The following is a 23,023-nucleotide window of genomic DNA, read 5'->3' on the forward strand; positions in this document are numbered from 1 at the left end:
GTTCCGTGACGCCAATTTTCGACGGTGTGTGTGACGGGGACAACTACCAGCGTGACGGGTGCCGCCAATCATGTCAACTCTTGTTTCCTAAGAATCAACATTCGCGGATTCGAGTCTCACGAAGACGACGCGCGGGGCCCTTCCGGCAATGCCGGATTCAAGACCCACAGAACCTTCGCCAGAACCGAGCCTTCGGCCTGAAAACTATGGTTGTGCGTCGGCGTGAATGTGAAGGAATCGCCCGCCGCAAGTACGACGTCTTCGGCATCGACGGCCTCACCGTTCGGATCCGTCCGACCGCCCTCGAACGAGACCCGCAAGCCGCCCTCGAGCACGTGCACGAAGTTCACGTCGATCGGCAGACTGTAGAACTCCCGACCACTTCCGCCGCCTGGTTCCAGCTCGCCGAGCAGCACCTGAATTCGACGCTCGTTGGTAGGCGTGAGCAGGTACTCCGTCATCTTTTCGCCACCGAAGCTGATTTGCGGCATGGCGTCGGCGCGGACTACTTCACCGGCGGACGCATTCTCGAACAGGGATCCGACGGGGATCTCGAGCACCGCGCACACCTTTATCAGGGTCGCCACCGACGCGTTGACGTGATCGCGCTCGAGTTTCGAGAGATACCCCTTGGTCACACCACAGGCCTCGGCCAGGTCGTCGAGGGTCAACCGCTTCGATTGACGTGCCGCCTTGAGCCTCGCCCCGATGCGCGGTCCGACCGGCTCGACCGCTTCCTTCGCCTTGGCCACTGAACCCACTCCTTCACGACCGCCGTGTCCCTTTCAGGAAACAGGGGTTGACAACCGAGCCTCTTGAAGAAACCATACTTGCTCAGAGAGCTACATCACTGAAGGGCGCCCGGTGTGCGCCGAATCGAGAGCAGGGACCTCTGCACATGGCTACCAACAACCCCGGATCGTTCATCGGACCCGTCGACGCCACGCGCGTCCCCCGCTACGCCGAGCCGACCACCTTTGCGCGTCTCCCGCGCCTGGACGAGGTCTCGCGCGCCGACGTGACGATCCTCGGCATCCCCTTCGATTCGGGTGTCAGCTACCGCCCCGGTGCCCGGTTCGGTCCGGGCCACATCCGCGCTGCGTCGAAGCTGCTGCGTCCGTACAACCCGGCGCTGAAGGTCTCGCCCTTCGCCAATCAGCAGGTAGCCGATTTCGGCGACATCGGCGTCAACCCCTTCGACATCCAGGAAGCTCTCACGACGGTTCAGTCCGCCGTCACCGACCTGCGCGCCGACGGTTCCTCCGTGCTCACGCTCGGCGGCGATCACACCATCGCACTGCCGATCCTGCGTTCACTGGCCCGCGATCACGGCCCGATCGCCGTCCTGCACTTCGACGCTCATCTCGACACCTGGGACACCTACTTCGGTCAGCCTTTCACCCACGGCACCCCCTTCCGCCGCGCCAGTGAAGAGGGCCTGATCGACATGGAGCGTTCGCAGCACATCGGCATCCGTGGACCGCTCTACAGCGAAAAGGACCTCGAAGACGACCGCGTCCTCGGCTTCCAGGTGATCCGCAGTGACGACTACGAGGTCGACGGTGTCGCCAGCATCGTCGAGCGCATGCGTAAGCGCCTCGACGGTGGGCCTGTGTACGTCTCCGTCGACATCGACGTACTCGATCCCGCCCACGCTCCGGGCACCGGAACACCCGAAGCGGGCGGCATGACCTCTCGCGAATTGTTGAACACACTGCGTGGGTTGGTGGGACTCAACGTGGTCGGCGCCGACATCGTCGAGGTAGCGCCGGCGTACGACCACGCCGAGATCACCGGTATCGCAGCGGCCCACGTCGCTTACGAGTTGCTGTCGGTGCTCGCACTAAATCGCTGAAGCAGCACAACGGTATCCGTCGTGTGATGCATCTCGGGGTTCGCGGGAAGATCACGTTCCCGCGACTCCGAGACCAACACCTTCCAACCATCGGTGAACAGCGACTCCACGTATTCGGGTGTATGGAGCATGGCCCGATGGTGCTCGGTCGGCGACTCGTGAGGTGAGTGGCCCACGATCAGCAAATGCCCATCGGGCGCGACCAGATCTCCGAGAGCACGGAACAATTCCCCGCGCGCGGGTTCGAGCATGTGGAAGAACTGCGCGGACACCAGATCGAACGAGCGCCCCTGCGGATCCCACTTCGTCAGGTCGGCTTCCAGCCATTCGATGTCGACGCCTTCGCCCTCGACGTGAGCCTGAGCGCGACCGAGCGCAACCGACGAGATGTCGGTGCCGGTGACCTTCCACCCGCGACGCGCCAACCACAAAGCGTCGGCACCTTCGCCGCAACCGACGTCGAGTGCCGTGCCCGGTTCCAGGTCGGAGGCTTCGGCAATCAACTGTGGGTTGGGATTTCCGCTCCAGCGCGCGGGGCGTTCCTCGTACAGCGAGTTCCAGAACTGTGCGTCCGCCTTGGCGTACGGATTCTCGGTGGTATCGGAGTTTTCGTGGTGATTGTGGTGTTCGTGGCTCATGCACCCAGGATGAACGACCCTCCACAACTCACGCAACCATCTTTGCTGAAACAGCAACTTCTCCATTTCGACGCCCTGCTAACGTCACGTCGTGGCCGGTGGATTTCCCGTGTTTCGTCTCTACTGCAGCTCAGCGGGCCCATACGTTTTGTGTTGTGCGCATTTCCCCGAGTTCACCGGTTCGAACTCGGACGAAGAGTTCAGCGTCCAGCAGAGCTTCGACCGCGCAGTCGAGAAGATTCTGCGCGATGCATCCTTCGAACCGACTACCTTGACTTTGGTCGGCGAGCAGCAGGGCTATCCCGTCGGAGACCGACTGTTCGATACGACAGTTCCGCGTACCGGAACCGTCTCGTACGCGTTCCAAGAAGCCGGACCGCCGTGGATCGTTCTCGGCCTTGATGTTTCGGCGGACGAATTCTGGTCCGAAATCGACGACGACGCAGACCTCCACGGTCTCGGCCCCACCTCCCCGTTGAGGTCAGTTCCAGCAACCGTGCTCACGGAGACCGGGTGGCCACGACGAAGTGACCTCGACTCCCCGTGAACTGAACCAGAACTCCAACCTTCGTGAAATCGAACAAAAATCCGCCCGATTTTCGTGAGGATCGACCGAGATGCCCGTCACGTCCTACGCCAAGATTTAGCGGTCACACTCGACTGCGCCCTCACGATTCACTCCCGGGCCCCGGCTCCTTCACGGAGGCACAATGAAACACCGCTCCTATTCGACGCTTGCCGCGACCGCGGGGCTCGCGCTCGTATTGTCGGCTTGCAGCTCGGGAGGCACGTCCTCGGGCTCCGGCGGCGGTGAGCCTCTGACTGACGGAACCTTCCGGTACGCGTTGCAAGGCGATCCGGGTGCACTCAACCCGATCATGTCCGGCTCTGCGGCAACCGCGGAAATTTCGAAGCTGGCGTACGACTCCCTGGTCTACCAGGATCCTGAAACCAGTGAATTCAAACCATGGTTGGCCGAGAAGTGGGAAGAAACGCCGACCTCCGCGTCCTTCACCATTCGTGAAGGCGTGACCTGTACCGACGGGTCGACGCTGACTGCACAGACCGTCGCGAACAACATCAACTTCGTAGCCGATCCAGCCAAGGGTTCACAACAACGCGGCACCACAGTTCCCATCGGCGCTTCGGCCACTGCCGATCTCGCCACCCGCACCATCACGGTAACCACTCCGGCGCCGACCCCGTTCCTCCTCCTCACCATCAGTCGCCTCCCGATCATGTGCGATGCCGGACTCGAAGATCCGACCGCCTCGAACAACAAATCGCTGGGCTCCGGCATGTTCGAAGTCACCGAAGTCTCGGCCAATGACCACTACACGTTCGAGCGTCGTGACGGTTACAGCTGGGGGCCCGACGACACCACCTCCGACACACCGGGTGTCCCCAAGACAGTCATTGCTGTCATGGCACCCAATGTCAGCACCGCAGCAAACCAGCTTCTCTCAGGCGAACTGAGCGCATCTCCGATCGCCGGTCCGGACAAGGATCGCATCGATGCCGCCAATTTCGACTCGGTCCAGCGCCCACTTCCCGCCGGTCAGATGTACTTCAATCAGATTGCGGACAATCCGACCAGTGATCCCGCCGTTCGAAAAGCTCTCGTCCAGGCTGTCAATCTCGACGATCTCGCTGAAGTCATCACTGGCGGCCAGGGCACCCGTGCAACAAGTCTTGTCTCCGTCGAGCCCCGAGCCTGTGTGTACGACTCTGTCGCAGGCAACATTCCGGACTTCGACCTCAGCGCAGCAAAGGCAACACTGGACGCTGCAGGTTGGACCGCCGGCTCCGACGGCAAACGAAGCAAGGACGGAAAGCCGCTGACCCTCCGCCTCTTCTACGCTGCCGGCGAAGATGCGCGCAGCGCGGCAGCCGAGCTCACCCAGTCGGCATGGTCCGACCTCGGTGCGACCGTCGAGGTGACAGGAGCCGACCAGACCAAGGTTGTCGACGTCATGCTCAGTGGCAAGGACAACAACCAGTGGGACATCGCGTGGATCCAGATCAACAATTCGGTTCCCAGCGGGTTCGTCCCGTTCTTCTCCGGTCCTGCTCCGGCAGCAGGTAAGAACTTCTCTTCGATCAACAACCCCGCCTACGAAGCAGCCGTTGCCAAGGCATCCGGCTTGACCGGCGAAGCAGCATGCGCGGAGTGGGCAGACGCCGAGTCACAGATCACCAAAACGGTGTCCGCAGTCCCGTTTGCAGATACGGTCTTGAGCTTCTACTTCAACAAGGCCGGACTCGCATTCGGTAAGACCTTCATCGGTTCTGCGTTGCGCCTCTACCAGTAGGCCGGTCGACCGAACGCGGTGCGTCAACGAGATACGTCAGATCATTGTGATCTGACGTATCTTGTTGCCACACCGATCGTCTCGTTGTCGAGTTCGACGTAGGTCAGCTGAGGAATGCTGGACGCAAGTTCAGTGAAAGCCCACTTCGCAACGTTCTCGAATGACGGACTCGTCCAGAGCGTCCGTGTCGACAAACCATCCACGTTCTCCGAGTTGGTCGTCCTCGAACGAGAACGCCACTCGCATCGTCACGCGAAATCCCTCGGCAGGCATCAGCGGCGGCAAGTTCTTCGCGTCCCGCACCGGTGCCGGAAGCCCCTGCCTCACAGCGAATGTACGACGGATCTCGATACTGAACATGCGCACCAAGGTATCAATGTTCATCACAATTCTATGAGCGGACCAATCGCGCAATCGCGTCGTTTGCTTCTTTGATCTTCGCGTCCGCCTCGGGCCCACCGGCAACAGCGGCTTTGACGACGCAGTGGCCGATGTGGTCCTCGAGCAGGCCCATGGCCACCGCCTGGAGGCCCTTGGTCATCGCCGACACCTGCGTCAGGATGTCGATACAGTACTTGTCCTCGTCGACCATGCGCTGCAGGCCGCGAGCTTGCCCTTCAATGCGACGCAGACGCGCCAGGTAGTCGCCCTTGGCGGTGATGTAGCCGTGCGAATCTCCCGTGCAGCACACATCGCCGGTCGCATCACTGCCTTGGACACTGTTTGGAGCGCTGCTTGGCGCACTGCCAACTTCTGTCGCTTCCGACATTCGATGTCCTCCTGTTCGTCAACGCGTGATTTCGCAACAATTCTCGTTACCGGGGCGATGTGCGGAGACTCTTCGACTTCCGTTGTCTTGCAGAGCAATCACTGCGCACATCGCCACGCATTTCGCTACTGCACGAACAGATGGATGCATGGCGATTGCCCATGCCCGTTTTCCCGTTGCTGCGAAACTCATTCGGTTTCAGTGCCCGTGGTGCGCGTGGCTCGAGTGTTCGGCCCCAGACGTGGTCGCATTGTCGGCCGTCAGCGTGAATTCCGCCGTACGCACCACTCCGCCGTGCTTGAAGTCCAAAAACAACCGGTAATCCTCGGCGCTCGGCATGTTGGCGTAGAAGGTGATTGCCGGTCCGGCCGGCGTGACACCGTCACCGGGGTAGCCGTCCGGATGGACATGGAGATAGGCGAGGTCGGAGGCACGCAACGCGACCAGATGCCCGTATGCGGCAAGGTAGGGCTGCAAGTCTGTGACCGGGATTCCGTCACGACTGACCGAGAGCGTGAGCTTCGATGTCTGGCCGGCATGGGCCGCGCCTTCGAGGGAGACGGTATAGCCGTCGACCGTCGTGGCGGCAGTAGCGGCGGGCAACGGCCGAGGATCGTAGGATCCGGCGACGCGCACATCCGCACTGAGCGTGATTCCGTCACCACCGTCCGGAGTGAAATCAGCGAATACTCGATAGTCTCCCGCATGATCGAAATCGACTGACACATGCCAGTTTCCGTTCTCGTCCAATTCGGGATGCACGTGCTGGAATCCGGTCAGGTCCAGACCGACCACGATCAGATGCAACTGCTTGTCGTGGGTGTCCGTGTACCGGATCAACGGAGTTCCAACCGGATCCAGGATCCGGAACTGCAAGGGGACATGGTTGCCGACGGCCGCCTCCGACGTTGCCAATTCCAGTGTGTAGCCGTTGTCGCTGAACATCTTGCCCTCCAAAGTTTGGGTCGGCAGCACTTTCGTTGCCGTCTGCGTCAGGTTCTGCACTCCTTGACATCGAACCTGTTGCAATTTGTACCATACCCCCCTAGGGTATGCAACGAACTACTCGAACACCCTGAATTCACTCGAAGGAGATCCGATGCGCATCTACGCAGAGCGCCGGCCGAATGAGTTCCAAGAGCAGCATTTCCCCGTGCACCCCAACGAAGCGCTGCGCCGATGTCACCCAGGCCCGCTTACGACACCCCTTGACCACACAAGCATCACCTATACCCCGTACAGGTAAGGAACTCAGAATGTCCACACAACCGAAATCCACCCGTAAGTGGTGGGCGTTGGCGTTGATCGCCGCCGCTCAGTTCATGGTCATCATGGACACCTCCATCATCGGCGTCGCTCTCCCCCAGATGCAGAGCGATCTCGGCTTTTCCCAAGAAGGCCTGACCTGGGTCTTCAATGCGTACGTCATCGCGTTCGGCGGGCTACTCCTCCTCGGCGGCCGCCTGTCCGACCTGTTCGGCGCCCGCAGAGTGTTCTCCGCTGGTTGGCTGATCCTGCTGATCGGTTCCGTTGTCGCCGGTGCCGCCGGTAACGTCGCCGTCGAACTTGCGGGCCGTGCAGTCCAGGGCGCAGGCGCCGCACTCATCGCGCCGTCGGCGCTCACCTTGCTGATGATGCTGTTCGGCAGCACGCAGAAAGAGATGACCAAGGCGCTGTCCATCTACGGCGCTGCCGCCCCGGCCGGCGGTACGGCCGGCGTGTTCCTCGGCGGCGTCATCACCGAATACACCAGCTGGCCTTGGGTGTTCTACCTCAACATTCCCATCGCTGTCATCGCGCTGATCGCTACTCCCCTCCTGATGCCGAACGCACCGGCACGTACCGGGTCGATCGACTTCCTCGGCGCACTCGCTGTCACCGCAGGTCTTGCTGTCGGAGTCTTCGGCATCGTCAGAGCGCCTGATGTCGGATGGGGATCCGGGCAGACGTGGCTGGCGCTCGCCGTTTCGGCCGCTCTGTTGGGTGCATTCGTATTGATCCAGTCGAAGCGTCGGGAACCTCTGGTGCGTCTGGGAATCTTCAAGGCGCCCAACCTCGGTGCCGCGAACATCGCTCAGCTCGTGCTCGGCGCCGCCTGGATACCGATGTGGTTCTTCCTGAACCTGTACCTGCAGCAAGTGCTCGGATACAGCGCCTTCCCGGCCGGTGCGGCGCTGCTGCCGATGACGATCTTCGTCATGCTCGGCATGGTCGTCGTGGCACCACGGGCCATGGCACGCTTCGGTGCAAAAGCGATGATCGTGACCGGATTGCTGGTACTGGGAATCGGTTTGGGTTGGATGTCGTTGATCCGGCCCACCGGCAACTTCTGGGTCGACGTACTGCCGGCGTCGCTCGTGGCTGCGGCAGGTATGACGCTGGCGTTCATTCCCTCACTCGGTACGGCGATTTCGGCTGCACGCCCGGAAGAGGGCGGATTGGCTTCCGGCATCGTCAACGTCAGTTACCAGGTCGGCTCGGCTGTCGGCCTCGCGGTGATGACCGCGATCGCAGCAGTGTTCGGCGCTGATCAACTCGGTGACCTGACGGAGTTGACGAACGGTTTCTCCGCCGTGTTCCTCGGAGCAGCCGCCATCGCAGTGGTTGGCGCAGCAATCACCGCGGTCGTGATGCGGTCGACCAAGGTCGACGATCCTCGAACCGTTCAATCCACCGTCAATTCTTGACCAACTCCGGTGGTGGGTTCGGCCGGCTGTCACCAGCCGAACCCACCACCGGCGGAACCACTTAGGACTCGTTATGTCGCGCCTTGCTTCTCTCACGCCCACCACCGCTGTCGGTGCATCGAAAGACCTTCTCGCCGAACTCGTGAACCGTCACGGACAGGTCGGTGACATGGTCGCGGCGATGGCTCATTCGCCCGCTGTGCTGGGCGGCTATCTGCAACTCAGCCGAGCAATGAAGCGAGCGAAACTGAGCCGCAAGATCACCGAGCGAATCTCTATCGCTGTGCAGGTCCAGCAAGGTTGCGCTGTTTGCCTCGAAGCCCACGTGGCCGCCGCACACGCCAACGGCGTCGAGGCGGACGAGATCGAGCGTGCCCGCGCGGGCACCTCGGCCGATCCCGCCATCGCGGCAATGATCGACCTCGGACTTCGCGTCTATCGGGAGCCTGCCTCGATTTCAGACGAACACATCACGGGCCTTCGAGCGCACGGCTACGGTGATCGCGAGATCGCCGACGTAGTCGGAATCGTCGCCCTCAATGTCCTGACCGGAGCTTTCAATCTTGTCGCGGGAGTGAAACCAAATGAACCGGATCGCTAAGTCCGCACCGGAACGGAACAGCCTGCGTCTGTTCTTGATTCGCGACTATCGCCTGCTCTTCAGCGCCCAGATCATCGCGCTGTTCGGCACCGGGTTGGCGACGGTTGCGCTAGGTCTACTCGCCTACGAACTCGCCGGACCGAGCGCCGGAGCCGTGCTGGCCACCGCGCTGACGATCAAGATGTCCCTGTACGTCGTGATCGCTCCACTCGCGGCGGCGTACGTAGACCGGTTGCCGAGACGGGCTTTCCTCGTTGCCCTCGACGCCATTCGCGCAGCGGTCGTGATCGCATTGCCCTTCGTCAGCGAGATCTGGCACATCTACGTGCTGGTAGGTGTTCTCCAAGCTGCGTCGGCAGCGTTCACTCCCACGTTCCAAGCGGTCATCCCTGACATCGTGACCGACGAGGCCGATTTCACCCGCGCACTGTCGGCATCGCAGGTCGCTTACACGATGGAAAGCCTGCTCAGCCCTGTTCTTGCCGCGGTCGCACTGTCCTTCATGACATTCAACCTGTTGTTCGTCGCCACCTCCGTGGGCTTTGCGGTCTCGGCACTGCTCGTGCTGGCCACCCGAATCCCCAACGCTCGCCGAAGTACTCACCGCAAGGCGTGGGATCGGATCGCGTCGGGGGTGCGAATCTTCGTGACCACGCCGCGACTGCGCGGCATCATGGCACTCAATCTCGTGGTGGCAGCAGCCGGATCGATCGTGGTGGTCAACACCGTCAACTACGTCCGCGACGAGCTCGGTGGAACCCAATCCGACGTGGCGTGGATGCTTGCCGCGTCAGGCACCGGCACGTTGGTGACCGCGCTGCTTCTTCCACGCGTTCTCGACAGAACCGCTGAACGCACTGTGATGACAGCAGGTTCCGTTGTCTTGGTCGTCAGTGCCAGCGCGGCAGCAGCCCTCGCCGTGGCGGGTGTATTCACGTGGATGCTCACTGCCGCAGTGTGGGCACTCGTCGGCGCCGGGATGGCCATGATCGTCACGCCGACCGGAAAAGTACTTCGGCGCTCCGTCGACCCCGCAAGTATTCCGGAGGTGTTCGCAGCCCAGTTCTCCCTGTCGCACCTTGCCTGGCTTGTCACCTATCCGATCGCCGGATGGGTTGGTTCGAGCGCGGGATTTGCGGTCACCTGGAGCATCCTTGCAGCGCTTGCCACGGTGGGAGCCGTTGCAGGATTTGCACTTTGGCCTCGGGAGACAGTTGCTGAATTGCCCGTCCAAGCGACGTACGAAACCACGCGAGGCGAATGCACCTTGGCGGCTACCCAGTGCTCGTGCGCTCGCGCCGTCTGATGTCGACGGTCCGACTGCCCCCGACAGGGCTACAACGAAAGTGGTGGTGCAGCCATCGCCTGCACCACCACTTTTCGCTCAGCTCACGTCGGCATACTTCCTGGGATTTGCGTCGAACCGAGGACCACATCCCTTGCAGCAGAACCAGTACCGATTTCCTTCGAAGTCACGAAACAGGCCTTCCGCTTCGGCACGCACCTTCTCGATCACGCTGCCCGGCATGACCCGACATTCGACGAGTTCACTACTGCCAGCGGTGAGTAGGTCTTTCCCACCGGTCGGCATCGCCGAACCGACAGCGCCGACATCGCCTTTGGCGTCAGACTTCGGGGTGTTGCCACAGCCACAACTGCTCATTGGGATTCCTGTTCTTTTGCTGGACGGATGTGGCCCGGAAAGCGAGCCCGACACAATCAATATACCCCCTATAGGTATATTAGAGATAACTTGAAGGTCTGCGCGTACAGCATCTCAGCACATAAACCATTGCAGGAGAACGAATAATGCGTCCCCAGTCTCGGATCACCTACAGCATCATGACACACTCAACCTTATACCTACCGGGGGTATAGGGTAGGTCTGGCATCGACCATCCATGTCCGCGTGGTCGTCGACGAAGAGGAGCAATGAAGAACTGGAAAGCAATCGGCAGCAGCCGATTCGCCGTAGTTGGAGCTTTGCTGTTGGTCGGCATGCTTTGGGGAAGCTCGTTCCCCCTGGTTGCTGTGGCAGCACCAACTCTCGGCGCCGTCGGCACGACGCACGGCCGCTTCATTGTTGCAGCGTTGGTTCTCGCGCTGATAACTGCTTCCAGCAGATCGACCTGGCGCGCGGTCGGTCATCGGTTTCCTGCATTCCTACTGCTGGCTGCCCTCAACGTCGCTGGGCCCCTAGCACTTGTCGCAACTGCGATCGTCGGCCTCAACTCGTCGACGGCGTCGATCCTGAATGCCACGACTCCGATGTTCACCGTATTCGTCGCCGCTTTCTGGCTTCGACAAAAGATCACCTGGCGAAAACTCTCGGGGGTCGCGATCGGCATCGTCGGCGTCTCGGTGCTTGTCGGCGGAATTCCGTCAGCGATCGACAGTCGCGCAATGCTGGCCATTGGCGCATCTTTGACCGCGGCGCTGCTGTACGCAGTCGGAGGTGTCTACGCACGAAAGTCGTTCCAGGACACTCCACCCCTGCCGCTGGCCCTCGGCCAACAACTTGCCGCGGTCGCCCTCTTGGTGCCGGTGTCCGCCGTCGCTCCCCCTCCGGGGCCCATAACCGTCGGCCCACTCATCGCCGTGGTAGCCCTGGGGCTGGGGGCTACCGCCGGTGGCTACCTGGTCTACTTCTGGATAATTCGTCAGGCGGGTCCAGTCGCGGCATCGGCCGTCACTCTTCTCGTTCCGATTTCGGCATCAGCCATCGGAGTGCTGTGGTTGAACGAGCCTGTTACCTTCGCGCTCGTTGGCGGTCTTGTCATCATTCTTGCCGGAGTCGGCTTGCTCCTGGATCTTCCACCGACGCGAGATCCATCCCGCAGGGTTGCCCCGGGGCGGGCGGCTAGCGCGGACAAACGGCCGGTCAGCGGCTGATCGGAGCAGTCCAAAGTCCGACCAGCGCATCGACGAGATCGGTCGTGAAGTCCTCCCATGACGTGACCGCGTCCGGCCCCTCTTCGGCAAGCGTGCGCTCACGTTCGGCGAACATGTGCACGATCGCATTGCGTCCGATGTCCGCGCGGGCGCGTCGAACACTCATCGGCATGTCGGCCAGACAGTCAGAGAGTCCCCGAAGCGTCTCCTGCAGGGTGGGCGAGGCCAGTACCTCGTCGTAGACGATTTTCCGCAGGACCGGGTCGGTGAGAATCTGCGCGCTGAACCGCGCATACCAGGTCGGGCCACCCATTTCGGCGTAGTGATCGGTCGACGCCCGAACCAGACACGAAATCCAGTCACGAACATTTGTGGACCCTTCGATCTCACGCAGCAGTTCGCCACGGTTCTTCTCGACCTGCTGGGAATGCTTGTTCACGATCGCGCGGACCAGATCGGTCTTGGTTCCGAAGTGATATCCGACGGCAGCATTGTTGCCCTGACCTGCCGCCTCGCTCACCTGACGGTTCGAAACCGCGAAGACTCCATGTTCTGCGAACAACTGCTCGGCGACGGCGAGAATGCGGTCTCGGGTTGCAGCAGAGCGCGCGGAATTTGCGGCGCCGCCGACATCGGCCGACGCGTCCTCAGTCCTCGTAGTCATGGACACCATCATCCTCGACCATCCGAAGCTGCTCGGCACCGGAGATATTCGTCACGATCGGAGACACAGCCTTCCGTTAAGTCAGTCAATTGATTTAACTTTAGTTCAAGCAACTGACTTAAACCATTATTCGTTCTTCCTCCGATGGAGTTACCGCAATGTCGTCAACCACTTCACCACCACCGACAACGCCGCCACAGACAACGAAGTCGCCAGCCACCACCGCAGTGGTGGCTGTTCTGGCGTTTTCCGGCATCGTCGTCTCGCTCATGCAGACGCTGGTGATCCCGATCATCCCGCATCTGCCCGAGTACCTGAACGCGCCGGCGTCCGATACCGCGTGGGCTGTGACCGCCACGCTGCTCGCAGCTGCCGTCGCCGTCCCGACCATGGGCCGCTTGGGCGACATGTTCGGCAAACGGCGTCTACTCCTGATCAGCATGGCGCTGTTGGTCACCGGTTCGGTGGTCGGAGCACTCAGTTCGAGCGTTATCCCCCTCGTTGCCGGCCGAATCCTGCAGGGCCTTGCTGCCGGCGTCATTCCGCTGGGCATCAGTGTGATGCGCGACGTGCTTCCGCCCAAGAAGCTCGCCGGCGCTGTTGCGATGATGAGCGCTTCACTGGGAGTCGGTGGCGCTCTAGGTCTTCCGATCGCGGCTTTGATCGCCGAGTACGCCGACTGGCACGTCCTGTTCTGGGCGTCAGCCGTGCTCGGCGCTCTTGCGGCCGTTCTTGTTGTCGTCCTGGTCCCCGAATCGACGGTTCGCACAGGTGGCACGTTCGACTTCGGCGGGGCAATCTCGCTCTCAGCCGCCCTCATCGCTCTACTACTGGCCATTTCCAAGGGTGGCGACTGGGGTTGGACGAGCACGCTCACGCTTTCCTTGTTCGGCGCCGCGATCCTGATATTCGGATTCTGGGCTTGGTGGGAACTACGCACCCCCAAGCCGCTGGTGGATCTACGCGTATCCATCCACCGCCAGGTGCTCTTCACCAACCTCGCATCGATCGTGTTCGGGTTCGCGATGTTCGCCGCCAGCATGGTCTTTCCCCAGGTAGTCCAGTTGCCTGAAGTCACTGGTTACGGCCTAGGCGGTTCGATGCTCACCGCGGGTCTGGTCATGGCTCCCTCCGGCATCATCATGATGCTGATCTCTCCGCTGTCCTCACGTATCACCAATTCGCACGGCCCCAAGGTGACGCTCATGCTCGGCGCCGTTGTCGTCGCAATCGGTTACGGCATCGGCATTTTCGCCATGCACTCGATTTGGGAACTGATCGTGATCGCCGTGATCATCGGCGCCGGTACCGGTATGGCTTACGGCGCGATGCCCGCTCTCATCATGGGGGCTGTTCCTCCGTCCGAGACCGGTGCAGCCAACAGCTTCAACACCCTGATGCGCTCCCTCGGTACATCATTCGCCAGCGCCATCGCGGGTGTCGTCATCGCCCAGATGACCATGTCCATCGGTGGGGCAACGCTGCCGTCGGAGAACGCTTTCCGCGTCGTCATGGCCCTCGCTGCCGGATCCGCCGTCGTCGCACTCGTCCTGGCCGGTTTCCTCCCTCGGTTCAACAGCTCCAACTCCCGCAAGGAGATTGGTAGCCAGCACACCGATACGTCCCCGACCTCCTCGAAGGAATCCGTTCCGACACACTGAGCCAGCGCGCAATACACACTGCGCTGTACACACAGCCCGGCCCCGGCGGAGTCCAACTCCGTCGGGGCCGACGCGTTTCACACATTTTGCTGTTGATACACCTGCGGACGACAGTTTCGTGACATGCTCCGTTGAGATGGGTGCTCGTTCGATACTCGGGGAAAGGATGCCGCGATCGCCGCTCCTCGTGCTGACGTAGCCCTTGCTGTCGCCGCCGCTGCCGTCCTGGGCATAGGCGTCGGTGTCCTTCTTGCCGATGTCGTCGCCGGCCTGGCTGCAGGTGCGGGTGCTGCAGTGGTATTTCGGTTTGCTCTTCGGATGATCAATACCCGAAAGTGAGCGTTTGCCGAGGGTCCTACTTCAGGACACGGATCGCCGAGCCCGGAAGGATTCCGCTCGACGGCGGGTAGATCGACGTTGCGCCGTTGAAGAACATGTGAGCGGGAGTCGTGGATACCGGCAGCAGGTCGATGTCGTTAAACAACGCGCGCTCACTTTCCTCCCAGACCTTGCAAGACTCGTCACCGGGAAGAAGCGAAGCCTCAGTGGACAATTCGATGTACTTCTTGTTGTCGAGGGAAGCGAAGTTCACTCCTTCAGGTTTGGGCGGGCCGGTGAAGTACTTGGCAAAGATGCTCGGCGTATCACTCCCCAGCGTCAAACCGATGGAAACGTCCCACGACGACAGGTCGGTGGTGCTGAATGTGTTGGCGATGACAAAACTGTAGTCGCCGCCGGTCAGTTTCACCTTCGCGCCCAGTCCTTCCCACTGTGTTGCCACGTATTCCGCGGCGGCAGAGTTCGTATCGCGTGAGTTGTTGAAAATCACGTTGAGGGCAAGCGGTCGACCGTCCTTCGTCAGGATGCCGTCGGGACCCGCGTTCCAACCTGCGTCGGACAGCGTTTTCTTTGCTGCATCGACGTCGAAATCGGGGATCGTCCCTTCGACACTGTTGTAGTCGCAGGCAAGGGGTTCCGAAACCGCGAGGGCGCGTGCGCGGGTTCCTTTACCGCCGGTGGTGATCTCGGTGTAGTCGTCCAGGTCTACTGCCTGCACGAGGGCCTGCCGTACAGCACGGTCTGCCGTGGGTAGGGCCGCGAAATGATTGAAGATGAACTCGCCGGACAACGTGGTGTAGGTCTTCGAATCCAGACCCGCGGCCAAGACTCGTTCTTCGTCCGAACCGGTGACCGCTGCGGCATTCACTCCGCCGGTGAGAACAAGATTCGCCGTCGTACTGGGATCGGTGACAATCTTGATCGTCACTGTCTTCGGCACTCCGAGAGTGTCTGAAGTGGTCTCGCCGTTCGGACTCCAGGTGTAACCGTCGCGGCGTTCCATCGTGATGTGATCGTTCGGAACAACTTCGGTGACCTTGAACAGACCCGTTCCGTTGCTACTCGAACGGATGCTGGCCGGGTCTTCGAGCGTCGCAGCGCACGGAAGCCGCAACGCGCCGATTCGAGAGAGCAGGAAGGGCGCTGGTTCGGCGGTAGTCACCGTCAGTTCGTCACCGTCCGCTGAGGCCGAAGTCGACATCGGCACAGTGGATCCGCGTAGCGGTGAAGCGTTTTCAGGATCCATGACCCAGTTGATGTCATCGGCCGCGGTCTGTGCGGTGAAGGAAGTGCCGTCGGCACAAGTGATGCCCTTCTTGAGCACGAACTTCAGCGTGTTCCCTTCTTCACTCCAGCTCTCCGCCAGATAGGGACGCACAGTGCGTGTTTGCGCGTCGATGTCGATCAACGAATCGTACGAGTACGCGTTCACGATCTGAGTCGACGTAAGGTTGGTGATCAGAGGGTGCAGATTTCCGGGATCGGCGTTGATGACAGTCGTGAAACTGCCGTCCTTTGCATACTCACCGACTGAACCTCCGGGACTGGATGCGCCGCCACACCCGGCCAGGGTGAAAACGCCAACGCTGATAACTGCTGTCGCGGAGACAGAACGGGCTTTCATACGAGCCGCCATCTACTAGGAGTTGCCATGGCGACAATCGTGCGGGACTGACGTGGTCTGTATCTCGTTGAAGTTCCCCATACAGTCGGCCGTACTCTGTTCGATTGTCACTATCGACCGGACAAGCGCAGACGCTAAGTACGACGCTGCCGTTGACGGTGATTCGCGACGTTGATTCGGTTGCCGCACAACGCCGGCATGCAGTATCGGCGTCGCCCTCCCCTGCTCGTATCGACAAACACCCCGTTGCACGTCGGCGATGCGCATGGACGGAATCGTTCGTACCCCAATGTGCGCAGAGTCCCCAGCAACGAGTATCCGATCAACAACCTGAGTTCACCCGCGAGATCGATTGTGTTGTCCGGTACTGCATTCCACCGATAGCCGTTCTGGGAATCTGGCGTAAGTCGAACGTGATGCGGGACGGCCTGGAGAAGTTGATGAGTGCGATCGACTAGTTCGCCGGTAGTCGGAGCATCGAGAACCGAACGAATTTCCTCTCTGAGCCCCTGAACGTCCGCAAGTTCACCGCTGGTCGGCCCGCGTCCGTTGCGGAGTGCGTCCGGCGAGAGTCCGTGTTCACTCAGTAGATCCCGAAGCGTCTGGGAGTCTGGCAACGCGTCACCAGCCTCCACCCACACTCGGGGTGAGGTGTTGACCAGGTCCGTCGCAAACGACGCACCGGATACGTAATCGTCTAAAACTACTTGCATCCCTTACCTCCCTGCTTTACCGTAATTGAATAACCTAACTTTACACCTTACGGAGGCGGCGGGATGGAACACTGCGCAGACCACGGACTGCCCGAGATACTCCTCGACACCCACAACCGATTACGCCGCGCCGGCACCGTGGCGTCGGGGACACCCGTCGTTGCAGCCGAGCTCTACTGGTCGATCGGAGCGCTCGCCCAATGCCTGACCGCGATGGACGAGGTCATTTCACAACTGGGAATCAACGCCCGAAAGCAGTTGCGAGCTGGAAAGTTCGATGTCCAGAGCGGACCGTTCGAAGGACAACCCGACGCTGCCCTGCTCACCGCAGTTCTTGCGCTCGCCCGAGCATCGAGCAGTTGCGAACCAGTTCAGACGGCAATCGGCAATGCCCAGATCGCGGTGAGCGATCTCGTCGTCGCGAGGACTACCAGCGCCTGACACTCGGGCGGGCCACCCGCCCCAGTAGAGACTGTATGGTTGGTTTTCGGCATCCGCCGAGAGCGTCGAACAGCAGGGACCGGGTTTTCACTGTGAGTACAGGGACATCAACGATCTACGAGGACAGGACCGTCCGGATCGACGATCAGGGCGTCACGATCCGCCACTACTACTTCCCGTTTGTCAGCAAGTTCGTCCCGTACTCGCAGATCGAATCCGTCGACCTCGGAGTCATGTCGTGGCTGAGCGGGCGCCTACGAATTTGGGGAACAACAGATTTCAGCTCGTGGTACAGCCTGGATCTTTCACGTCCGTGGAAGGAGACTGCGGTGGTACTCACCCTCACCGGCCGTGGAGCACCCTCGTTCAGTCCCAAAGACGCAGACCGAGTCGACGCCGAAATCCGCAGTCGCATCGGATCGCACGCCGCGGACTGACTAGCGGAACTCGGATTCGACGGTGACGATCTCACTCCAGTCGGTTCGATCGAACAACCGCGCCAGCGCAGTGAACAGAACTTCCGGGTCGACGACGCTCTCGGGTGAGTGCACACCGATCCGATCCGAAATCGTTCCGTCGGCGAGCCGGGACACCACCTGAGCAAGGCCGAGCGCCAAGGGGATTCCGGTTGCACCGGCCATGTCCGACAGCAACTCCGACACCGGTGAATCGTCTGCAATCCGGGCCACGACGCGCATCTCTCGACCTTCGAGCGCCCCTGTCGCCGAGGCGAAGAACAACGGCAAGGATCCGTGGCCGGCGCGCGTGAGCATTCGAGGCGCAGCACGGATCATCCGTCCGAGCGAAGGCTTGCCCAATTCTTCAGCGGCCGAGTCGAGATCGATTCTCCCCTTGTCGATGTCGGCGCGGAGAACGTCGAGAAACGCCACGGTTTCCGGTGTGATGACCATCAGATTTGCCGAATGCCCCGCAGGATTGATGGTCCGATGAAACATCACCGGCTCCGGATGCCCGACCACGTAAGCGTTCCCCCGACGTCCGCCGGGCAGTTCGAGTGCGATGGAACGCAACGGTTCTTCGTTGACGATTCGCCCCGCACGAACCACCGGAACCTGGCCGCTGATCTGCTGCATCCAGTGAACGGCGGCTGCACTCAATGTGTCCACCGACTCGTCCTCGCCCTCGACATCAACCGGCCAGGCTGTATACAGATCGTCGACCACGTCCAATCGCGAGACTGCCATCGCGGCCAGGAGGTTACTCATCCCGGGACTTGCGCCCATGCCGACTACCGCACAGATTCCGGCTCCCCTCGCGGCACAGTCCAATTCCAGCATGTCGACGGCCGGCTCCCAGTCGTCGCAGATGTCGAGATAGTGAGTCCCGGTCCCGATCGCTGCCTGGAGAATGCCGACGCCGAAACGGAAAAACGGTCCGACCGTATTGACGACCACGTCTGCGCCGTCAAGCAATTCACGTAGCGTGCGACCGTCCGTGACGTCGATGCTGCGCGCCTCGACTTCCGCTGACGCCTGCGCCAGTTCAACTGAAAGACGCTTCGCAGCATCGATATCGCGATCCGCGACTACTACCTTGCCGATTCCCGGCAATGTTGCGGCCAGACGAACTGCTGCCGAGCCCATGGCACCGGCACCACCCAGTGCGACAACCGTGATTCCGTCAGCCATGAATTCCCTCCAAAAATGCAGTCTGATCCGCTAGATAGCCGGGAGCGAAGATCGAACGGGGAGCAAGGACGGCCACCAGAGCGGACCTCACTTCCGAGTCTTCGAGATCCTTGTCCACGATCGAATGCGTAGCGTCGGGGTACTTCTTGACCACCAATTTCCCTGGAGTGTCCAACAATTCGCGATACACCCTTTCGGTATCAGCCACGTCGACGTTGACGTCTTGTCCGCCGATGATCAAGAGCACCGGAACCTTCACGGTTTCGAGATCGGCTCGCGCATCCGAGAGGTAGTTCTTTCGGATGAAGTTCCACCGGTCTTCGGTGAGACCGTCGGCCTCGCCGGAGGCCACGAGATCGTCGAACGATGCATCACGGGCCAACTGATCCAAGTTCTTCGCACGATCGACCCGCGCTTTCTCGAACTCGTCGGCCGACGCATTTCTCTCGGAAAGTTCGGCTAGGGTATTGAATTCGCCTTGTTGGAGCCAGTTGATCGCGGGACCCACGGCAATGACGAACGCTACGTCCGGGTCGAGGTTCACCACCTTGGGCATCACCCACCCTGCCTGGCTTGCACCCCACAGACCGATCCGAGACGGATCGATATCCGAACGTCCCCGCGCCCACTCGATTGCCGCTTCCGTTTCTGCCGCGCGATCGTCCATGCTCTGGTCGAGCCAATTGCCCGGTGCCCCATTCACCCCCGGCTTGTCCCAGGAGAGTGACGCGTACCCCGCCTTTGCGAACGCCTCCCACACCGGTCGATAGAACGTCTCATGTGTTGCATCGACCGGGCCGTCTCCGTGGACGAAAACCACGAGCCCGAAGGGACCGTCACCGTGTTCGGGCAGTGCAAGGACTCCCTGGAGCGGCACCGATCCCCCGGTGATCGTCACTTTTTCCTCACGGATGTCATAGGTGTTCTGGTACAGCGTCCAGCCCACCAGAGTCGCGATCAGAACAACGACCACCGCCAGGGAAGTAACCATCCACCTGCGTAAACGAGGCTTACTCTTGCCCTCGCTCATCGATTCCGCTGCCATCTTCCCGCCCTAACGTACGAATTTGAAACGATCGTATTGCATTCGATAGTACAGTTGTGGGCGAAGATGTCGAGAAGCGAGGAAAGGACATGGCGATGACCGACAGGGACGTCGATGTACCCACGAGGATCTTGATCGAGGGACTACTGCGCACGGACGGAACTGTCGACGGGCACACCCTCTATGCCACCGCCGACGCCCTCGGCAAAACTGATCAACAGGTTCGGCTGTGCATCAGGCGGTTGGTCACCGAGGGGAAGTTCACTCAGGAAGGTCGCGGGCGACAGGCCACGCTACGAGCAACGCCGAAAGCCCTGCGCGAGATGGAACCCGACGTCGAATTCGTTCGGCTGGCCTATCGACAAGACCGCGACACTGTGACGCCGTGGGACGGGTACTGGCACCTGGCCGGATTCGCAATTCCGGAGTCGTCACGGAAAGGGCGAGATGCGCTGCGCACCAGGGTCGTTTACCTCGGCGGCGCGCTCGTCCAGGGCGGTCTGTACGTCTCGCCGCACGCCTGGGAACCGTATATTCGCGATGCGGCCGCCGAACTCGACGTCGAACAGCACCTGTCTTCTCTCACCACTCGAGATCTGAAAGTGGGCACTCTCGAAGACCCCGTGAAGATTGCCGCGCAGTTGTGGCCACTGGACCAGATCGCTGACGGATACGAACGGCTACTCGACATAGCGACCGCACGCCTGCACAAACTGCAGAACAGTCCGGGTACCGATGCTGTCACGATGACCATCGAACTCGCGGCGGAATTCACGCGAGCCATGGAACCGGATCCGCTGTTGCCGCCGGAACTACTGCCCACCAACTGGATCGGCACGAGGGCTCGGTCGATCACTGCGCAGTGCTGGACGCTTCTGGCACAGGTGGACGGTGCCGACGAATTACCGTCGCTGTTCCACCTGTACGCAGATGCAATCGGTGACGATCAGGACGCAAGCGTGCGCTGACGGGGCGGCAGTCCGAAACGCCCGAGAACCTCGTCGACTGCGGTGGACGGTGTGACAAGTCCGCGATCCTGAAGCCACGGAATGGTGCTGTCCACCAGATGCTCGAGCGTGCGAGGCAATGCGAGAGGCAGCAACGTAACGCCGTCGGCGACCTCCGCAGCTCGGATATCGGCGATCAAACTGCCGAGACCGGAAGGCGTTCCGACGTAATGAAGCGAAACGGGAACCCGCGGCGAGGTCAACGCGCTGTCCAACTGCGCAAGCTCCTTACGAGCGGAGCGAGCCTCCGGCGCGATCAGAATCTCGAGATCGACCAGCACTGCGACGCTGTCGGGATCGCGTCCTTCTTCAGCGACGGCAGCGCGTATCCGTGCGCGTTCGAGCTGTGCCTCACGCAGATCCGCAGCGCGAATCCGAACCACATTGGTAGGGAATGAAGCCAAATCGAGAGCCTTTTCACCCTCGGTGAGGTCCACCCAGTAGTCGCCGCCGATGATGGGCAGGTTGCCGGGTGCGCCCTCAGCGGCCGGATGGTGACCGGATCCGGTCAACTCGACCGCTACGTGCAGAGAATGCGAAGCGAGTGAAGACATGTGAGACCTCCGAAAATCAGAAAAGTATGGGATGAGCGAGACGAATCGTCAGCTCGAACACATTCCTGAAGAGGTGCGGCACAGATCGACATGGCGACGGCACCACTGACCGAGAGTGATGCTCACTCTCGAAGGGGTGGCGGGAAAATCCGCTGGTGCCATGGCTGCCATGCTAGTTGTCCGTTCGAGTTTTCGGGGACCGAGCTCAGCTCAGACGCACTCGGCTGCGCCGGCATTGTCGTCTGCGGCTCCGAGGAAGGGGCGGGTCTCGGGCACAGGGTTCCACGCACCTGCCGTCTTCGCGTACTTCCAATCACGCTGATTCGAAACCAGGATGTTCACGGCGTCGACCAACCGCGTCACGTCGTCCGAGCTGCTACCGAGGCCGAGGCTGGCGCGAACTGCACCGCCGGAGAGGCCGAGGCGCGCGAGAACCGGATGTGCGCAGAAGCGACCGTCGCGAACTCCGATGCCGTGCTCGGCGGAGAGGAATGCGGCGATCTCGCCCGCTTCGAATCCGTCGACGGTGAAGGTGACGATTCCGACGGCGTCGGGAGCGTCGTTCCACAGTCGCACGAGTGAGACGCCCTCGATGGCGGACAAGCCGTCAGTGAGCTGGGCGGTGAGCGCCTTCTCATGCTCGGCGATCACGTCGAAGTCCAGGGCGTGCAGGGTTTCGCAGGCGGTCGCGATGGCTGCCGCACCGAGCACGTTGGGGGAACCCGCCTCGTGGCGTGCGGGCGCGCAAGCCCACTCGGTGGATTCGATGGTCACCTCACGCACGGCGCCGCCGCCGGCGAGGTACGGCTGAGCTTCGTCGAGCCAGTCACGGCGGCCGACGAGAACGCCGGCGCCGAAGGGCGCGTACAGCTTGTGGCCCGAGAACGCTACGTAGTCGACGCCGCATTCCTGCAGGTCGATGCGACGGTGGGGAGCCAACTGAGCAGCGTCGACGAGGATACGTGCGCCGCAACGGTGAGCGATGTCAGCCAAACGTGCAATCGGCAGGATCTCACCGGTCACGTTGGAGGCCCCGGTGATTGCGAGCAGCGCGGCAGGCTTGGTGCACAGTTCACCGATCAGACGCTCGATCGTTTCTTCGATGGTGTCTGCGGCGGTGACGATACGAGCGTCGTTCCACGGCAACAGGTTTGCGTGATGCTCGACGTCGAGGACGACGGTGCTGCCGGGGACGCACTGCGCAAGCAGGTTCAGCGAATCGGTGGTGTTCCGGGTGAAGACGACAACCTGATCGTCGGCACAGTTCACGAAACGAGCAACGGATTCACGAGCGTTCTCGTAGGTGAGCGTGGAGATCCGGGACGCGTAGCCGGCACCGCGGTGGACGCTGGCGTACGTGGGCAACAATTCGGCGATACGGTCGGTGACCTGGGCCAATGCCGGCGCGCTGGCCGCGTAGTCGAAGTTGGCGTAGGAGCATTCGCCGCCCTGAACCAATGGAACCTGCAGGTCGGCACCCGAAACCTTGGCAATCGCGGTGGTGCAGCAGGTGTCGGCACTCAATACAGCAGTCATCGAAGACAATCCTCACGTTCAAGGACTCGTTCGTCG

At 61.4% G+C, this 23,023-nt stretch carries 24 protein-coding genes; 11 read left to right on the forward strand and 13 right to left on the reverse strand.

Annotated elements, in window-relative coordinates; genetic code table 11:
• Positions 1 to 116 precede the first annotated feature (116 nt).
• Positions 117 to 752 carry a helix-turn-helix domain-containing protein gene (locus tag PCS43_RS06350; protein WP_007727089.1) on the reverse strand — a complete coding sequence of 212 codons (636 nt, stop codon included), beginning with the start codon at positions 750 to 752 and terminating at the stop codon, positions 117 to 119.
• Positions 753 to 898: 146 nt separating this feature from the next.
• On the opposite strand from PCS43_RS06350, the gene speB reads away from it, so the two are divergent.
• Positions 899 to 1,855 carry an agmatinase gene (speB, locus tag PCS43_RS06355; protein WP_003941134.1) on the forward strand — a complete coding sequence of 319 codons (957 nt, stop codon included), beginning with the start codon at positions 899 to 901 and terminating at the stop codon, positions 1,853 to 1,855.
• Here the strand turns inward: speB and PCS43_RS06360 are convergent.
• A complete protein-coding gene (locus PCS43_RS06360; RefSeq protein ID WP_209911176.1) occupies positions 1,819 to 2,493 on the reverse strand; it encodes a class I SAM-dependent methyltransferase in 675 nt (224 codons plus the stop codon). The two genes, speB and PCS43_RS06360, sit on opposite strands and share 37 nt — an antisense overlap.
• A 91-nt stretch (positions 2,494 to 2,584) precedes the next feature.
• Here PCS43_RS06360 and PCS43_RS06365 point away from each other — a divergent pair, with 91 nt between their 5' ends.
• Entirely contained in the window at positions 2,585 to 3,040 is a 456-nt protein-coding gene (locus PCS43_RS06365) for a hypothetical protein (protein ID WP_230359464.1), read from the forward strand.
• A 163-nt stretch (positions 3,041 to 3,203) separates the two neighbouring features.
• Entirely contained in the window at positions 3,204 to 4,805 is a 1,602-nt protein-coding gene (locus PCS43_RS06370) for an ABC transporter substrate-binding protein (protein ID WP_003941166.1), read from the forward strand.
• Positions 4,806 to 4,934: 129 nt separating this feature from the next.
• On the opposite strand, the gene PCS43_RS06375 is transcribed toward PCS43_RS06370, so the two are convergent.
• The 3 genes from PCS43_RS06375 to PCS43_RS06385 all read right to left on the reverse strand — a co-directional run bounded on the left by PCS43_RS06375 (position 4,935) and on the right by PCS43_RS06385 (position 6,519).
• Positions 4,935 to 5,189, reverse strand: coding sequence for a hypothetical protein (locus PCS43_RS06375; protein WP_245361530.1), 255 nt, complete (start codon positions 5,187 to 5,189; stop codon positions 4,935 to 4,937).
• A gap of 7 nt (positions 5,190 to 5,196) precedes the next feature.
• A complete protein-coding gene (locus PCS43_RS06380) occupies positions 5,197 to 5,574 on the reverse strand; it encodes a metal-sensitive transcriptional regulator (RefSeq protein WP_063892149.1) in 378 nt (125 codons plus the stop codon).
• Between the two features lie 198 nt (positions 5,575 to 5,772).
• The gene (locus tag PCS43_RS06385; RefSeq protein WP_218960286.1) at positions 5,773 to 6,519 is read right to left on the reverse strand and encodes a hypothetical protein; all 747 of its coding nucleotides are present in this window, start codon (positions 6,517 to 6,519) and stop codon (positions 5,773 to 5,775) included.
• 311 nt (positions 6,520 to 6,830) lie between these two features.
• On the opposite strand from PCS43_RS06385, the gene PCS43_RS06390 reads away from it, so the two are divergent.
• From PCS43_RS06390 to PCS43_RS06400, 3 genes are all read left to right on the forward strand, one after another.
• Positions 6,831 to 8,261: an MFS transporter gene (locus tag PCS43_RS06390; RefSeq protein WP_020968303.1), complete on the forward strand. Its 1,431-nt coding sequence runs from the start codon at positions 6,831 to 6,833 to the stop codon at positions 8,259 to 8,261.
• A 73-nt stretch (positions 8,262 to 8,334) separates the two neighbouring features.
• Entirely contained in the window at positions 8,335 to 8,862 is a 528-nt protein-coding gene (locus tag PCS43_RS06395; protein WP_020906029.1) for a carboxymuconolactone decarboxylase family protein, read from the forward strand.
• A complete protein-coding gene (locus tag PCS43_RS06400) occupies positions 8,846 to 10,168 on the forward strand; it encodes an MFS transporter (RefSeq protein WP_209911172.1) in 1,323 nt (440 codons plus the stop codon). Before PCS43_RS06395 ends, PCS43_RS06400 begins: the two co-directional genes overlap by 17 nt.
• A gap of 78 nt (positions 10,169 to 10,246) precedes the next feature.
• Here the strand turns inward: PCS43_RS06400 and PCS43_RS06405 are convergent, their stop codons facing one another.
• Positions 10,247 to 10,525: a YHS domain-containing protein gene (locus PCS43_RS06405; protein ID WP_003941173.1), complete on the reverse strand. Its 279-nt coding sequence runs from the start codon at positions 10,523 to 10,525 to the stop codon at positions 10,247 to 10,249.
• 269 nt (positions 10,526 to 10,794) lie between these two features.
• Between PCS43_RS06405 and PCS43_RS06410 the strand changes: the two genes are divergently transcribed.
• Positions 10,795 to 11,754 carry a DMT family transporter gene (locus tag PCS43_RS06410; protein WP_209911168.1) on the forward strand — a complete coding sequence of 320 codons (960 nt, stop codon included), beginning with the start codon at positions 10,795 to 10,797 and terminating at the stop codon, positions 11,752 to 11,754.
• Here PCS43_RS06410 and PCS43_RS06415 read toward each other — a convergent pair.
• Positions 11,744 to 12,418, reverse strand: a complete 675-nt coding sequence (locus PCS43_RS06415; RefSeq protein WP_047269737.1) for a TetR/AcrR family transcriptional regulator — start codon at positions 12,416 to 12,418, stop codon at positions 11,744 to 11,746. The genes PCS43_RS06410 and PCS43_RS06415 overlap by 11 nt on opposite strands.
• A gap of 158 nt (positions 12,419 to 12,576) precedes the next feature.
• Between PCS43_RS06415 and PCS43_RS06420 the strand changes: the two genes are divergently transcribed.
• Positions 12,577 to 14,079: an MFS transporter gene (locus PCS43_RS06420; RefSeq protein WP_209911165.1), complete on the forward strand. Its 1,503-nt coding sequence runs from the start codon at positions 12,577 to 12,579 to the stop codon at positions 14,077 to 14,079.
• A 355-nt stretch (positions 14,080 to 14,434) separates the two neighbouring features.
• Here PCS43_RS06420 and PCS43_RS06425 read toward each other — a convergent pair whose 3' ends face one another.
• Both PCS43_RS06425 and PCS43_RS06430 read right to left on the reverse strand, forming a co-directional pair.
• Complete coding sequence (locus PCS43_RS06425) at positions 14,435 to 16,042, reverse strand: ABC transporter substrate-binding protein (RefSeq protein WP_209911161.1); 1,608 nt, start codon at positions 16,040 to 16,042, stop codon at positions 14,435 to 14,437.
• Positions 16,043 to 16,176: 134 nt separating this feature from the next.
• Complete coding sequence (locus tag PCS43_RS06430; RefSeq protein WP_209911158.1) at positions 16,177 to 16,755, reverse strand: CGNR zinc finger domain-containing protein; 579 nt, start codon at positions 16,753 to 16,755, stop codon at positions 16,177 to 16,179.
• A gap of 63 nt (positions 16,756 to 16,818) precedes the next feature.
• Here PCS43_RS06430 and PCS43_RS06435 point away from each other — a divergent pair, with 63 nt between their 5' ends.
• A complete protein-coding gene (locus PCS43_RS06435) occupies positions 16,819 to 17,196 on the forward strand; it encodes a hypothetical protein (protein ID WP_209911155.1) in 378 nt (125 codons plus the stop codon).
• 92 nt (positions 17,197 to 17,288) lie between these two features.
• Positions 17,289 to 17,633 carry a hypothetical protein gene (locus PCS43_RS06440; protein WP_039972777.1) on the forward strand — a complete coding sequence of 115 codons (345 nt, stop codon included), beginning with the start codon at positions 17,289 to 17,291 and terminating at the stop codon, positions 17,631 to 17,633.
• Here the strand turns inward: PCS43_RS06440 and PCS43_RS06445 are convergent, their stop codons facing one another.
• Together PCS43_RS06445 and PCS43_RS06450 are read right to left on the reverse strand one after the other, a co-directional pair.
• The gene (locus PCS43_RS06445) at positions 17,634 to 18,845 is read right to left on the reverse strand and encodes a saccharopine dehydrogenase family protein (RefSeq protein WP_007727131.1); all 1,212 of its coding nucleotides are present in this window, start codon (positions 18,843 to 18,845) and stop codon (positions 17,634 to 17,636) included. It abuts the gene before it with no gap.
• Positions 18,838 to 19,836 carry an alpha/beta hydrolase family protein gene (locus tag PCS43_RS06450; protein WP_007727133.1) on the reverse strand — a complete coding sequence of 333 codons (999 nt, stop codon included), beginning with the start codon at positions 19,834 to 19,836 and terminating at the stop codon, positions 18,838 to 18,840. The genes PCS43_RS06445 and PCS43_RS06450 overlap by 8 nt, the downstream gene beginning before the upstream one ends.
• 143 nt (positions 19,837 to 19,979) lie before the next feature.
• On the opposite strand from PCS43_RS06450, the gene PCS43_RS06455 reads away from it, so the two are divergent.
• Positions 19,980 to 20,858 (forward strand): PaaX family transcriptional regulator C-terminal domain-containing protein, encoded by an 879-nt coding sequence (locus PCS43_RS06455; RefSeq protein ID WP_209911152.1) that lies wholly within the window; start codon positions 19,980 to 19,982, stop codon positions 20,856 to 20,858.
• Here the strand turns inward: PCS43_RS06455 and PCS43_RS06460 are convergent.
• Positions 20,837 to 21,451: a hypothetical protein gene (locus PCS43_RS06460; protein ID WP_003941149.1), complete on the reverse strand. Its 615-nt coding sequence runs from the start codon at positions 21,449 to 21,451 to the stop codon at positions 20,837 to 20,839. The genes PCS43_RS06455 and PCS43_RS06460 overlap by 22 nt on opposite strands.
• A gap of 210 nt (positions 21,452 to 21,661) precedes the next feature.
• Positions 21,662 to 22,987: an aminotransferase class V-fold PLP-dependent enzyme gene (locus tag PCS43_RS06465; RefSeq protein WP_003941108.1), complete on the reverse strand. Its 1,326-nt coding sequence runs from the start codon at positions 22,985 to 22,987 to the stop codon at positions 21,662 to 21,664.
• Positions 22,988 to 23,023 lie beyond the last annotated feature (36 nt).

Source organism: Rhodococcus sp. C-2, from assembly GCF_027854095.1.
Classification (GTDB): Bacteria; Actinomycetota; Actinomycetes; order Mycobacteriales; family Mycobacteriaceae; genus Rhodococcus_F; species Rhodococcus_F qingshengii.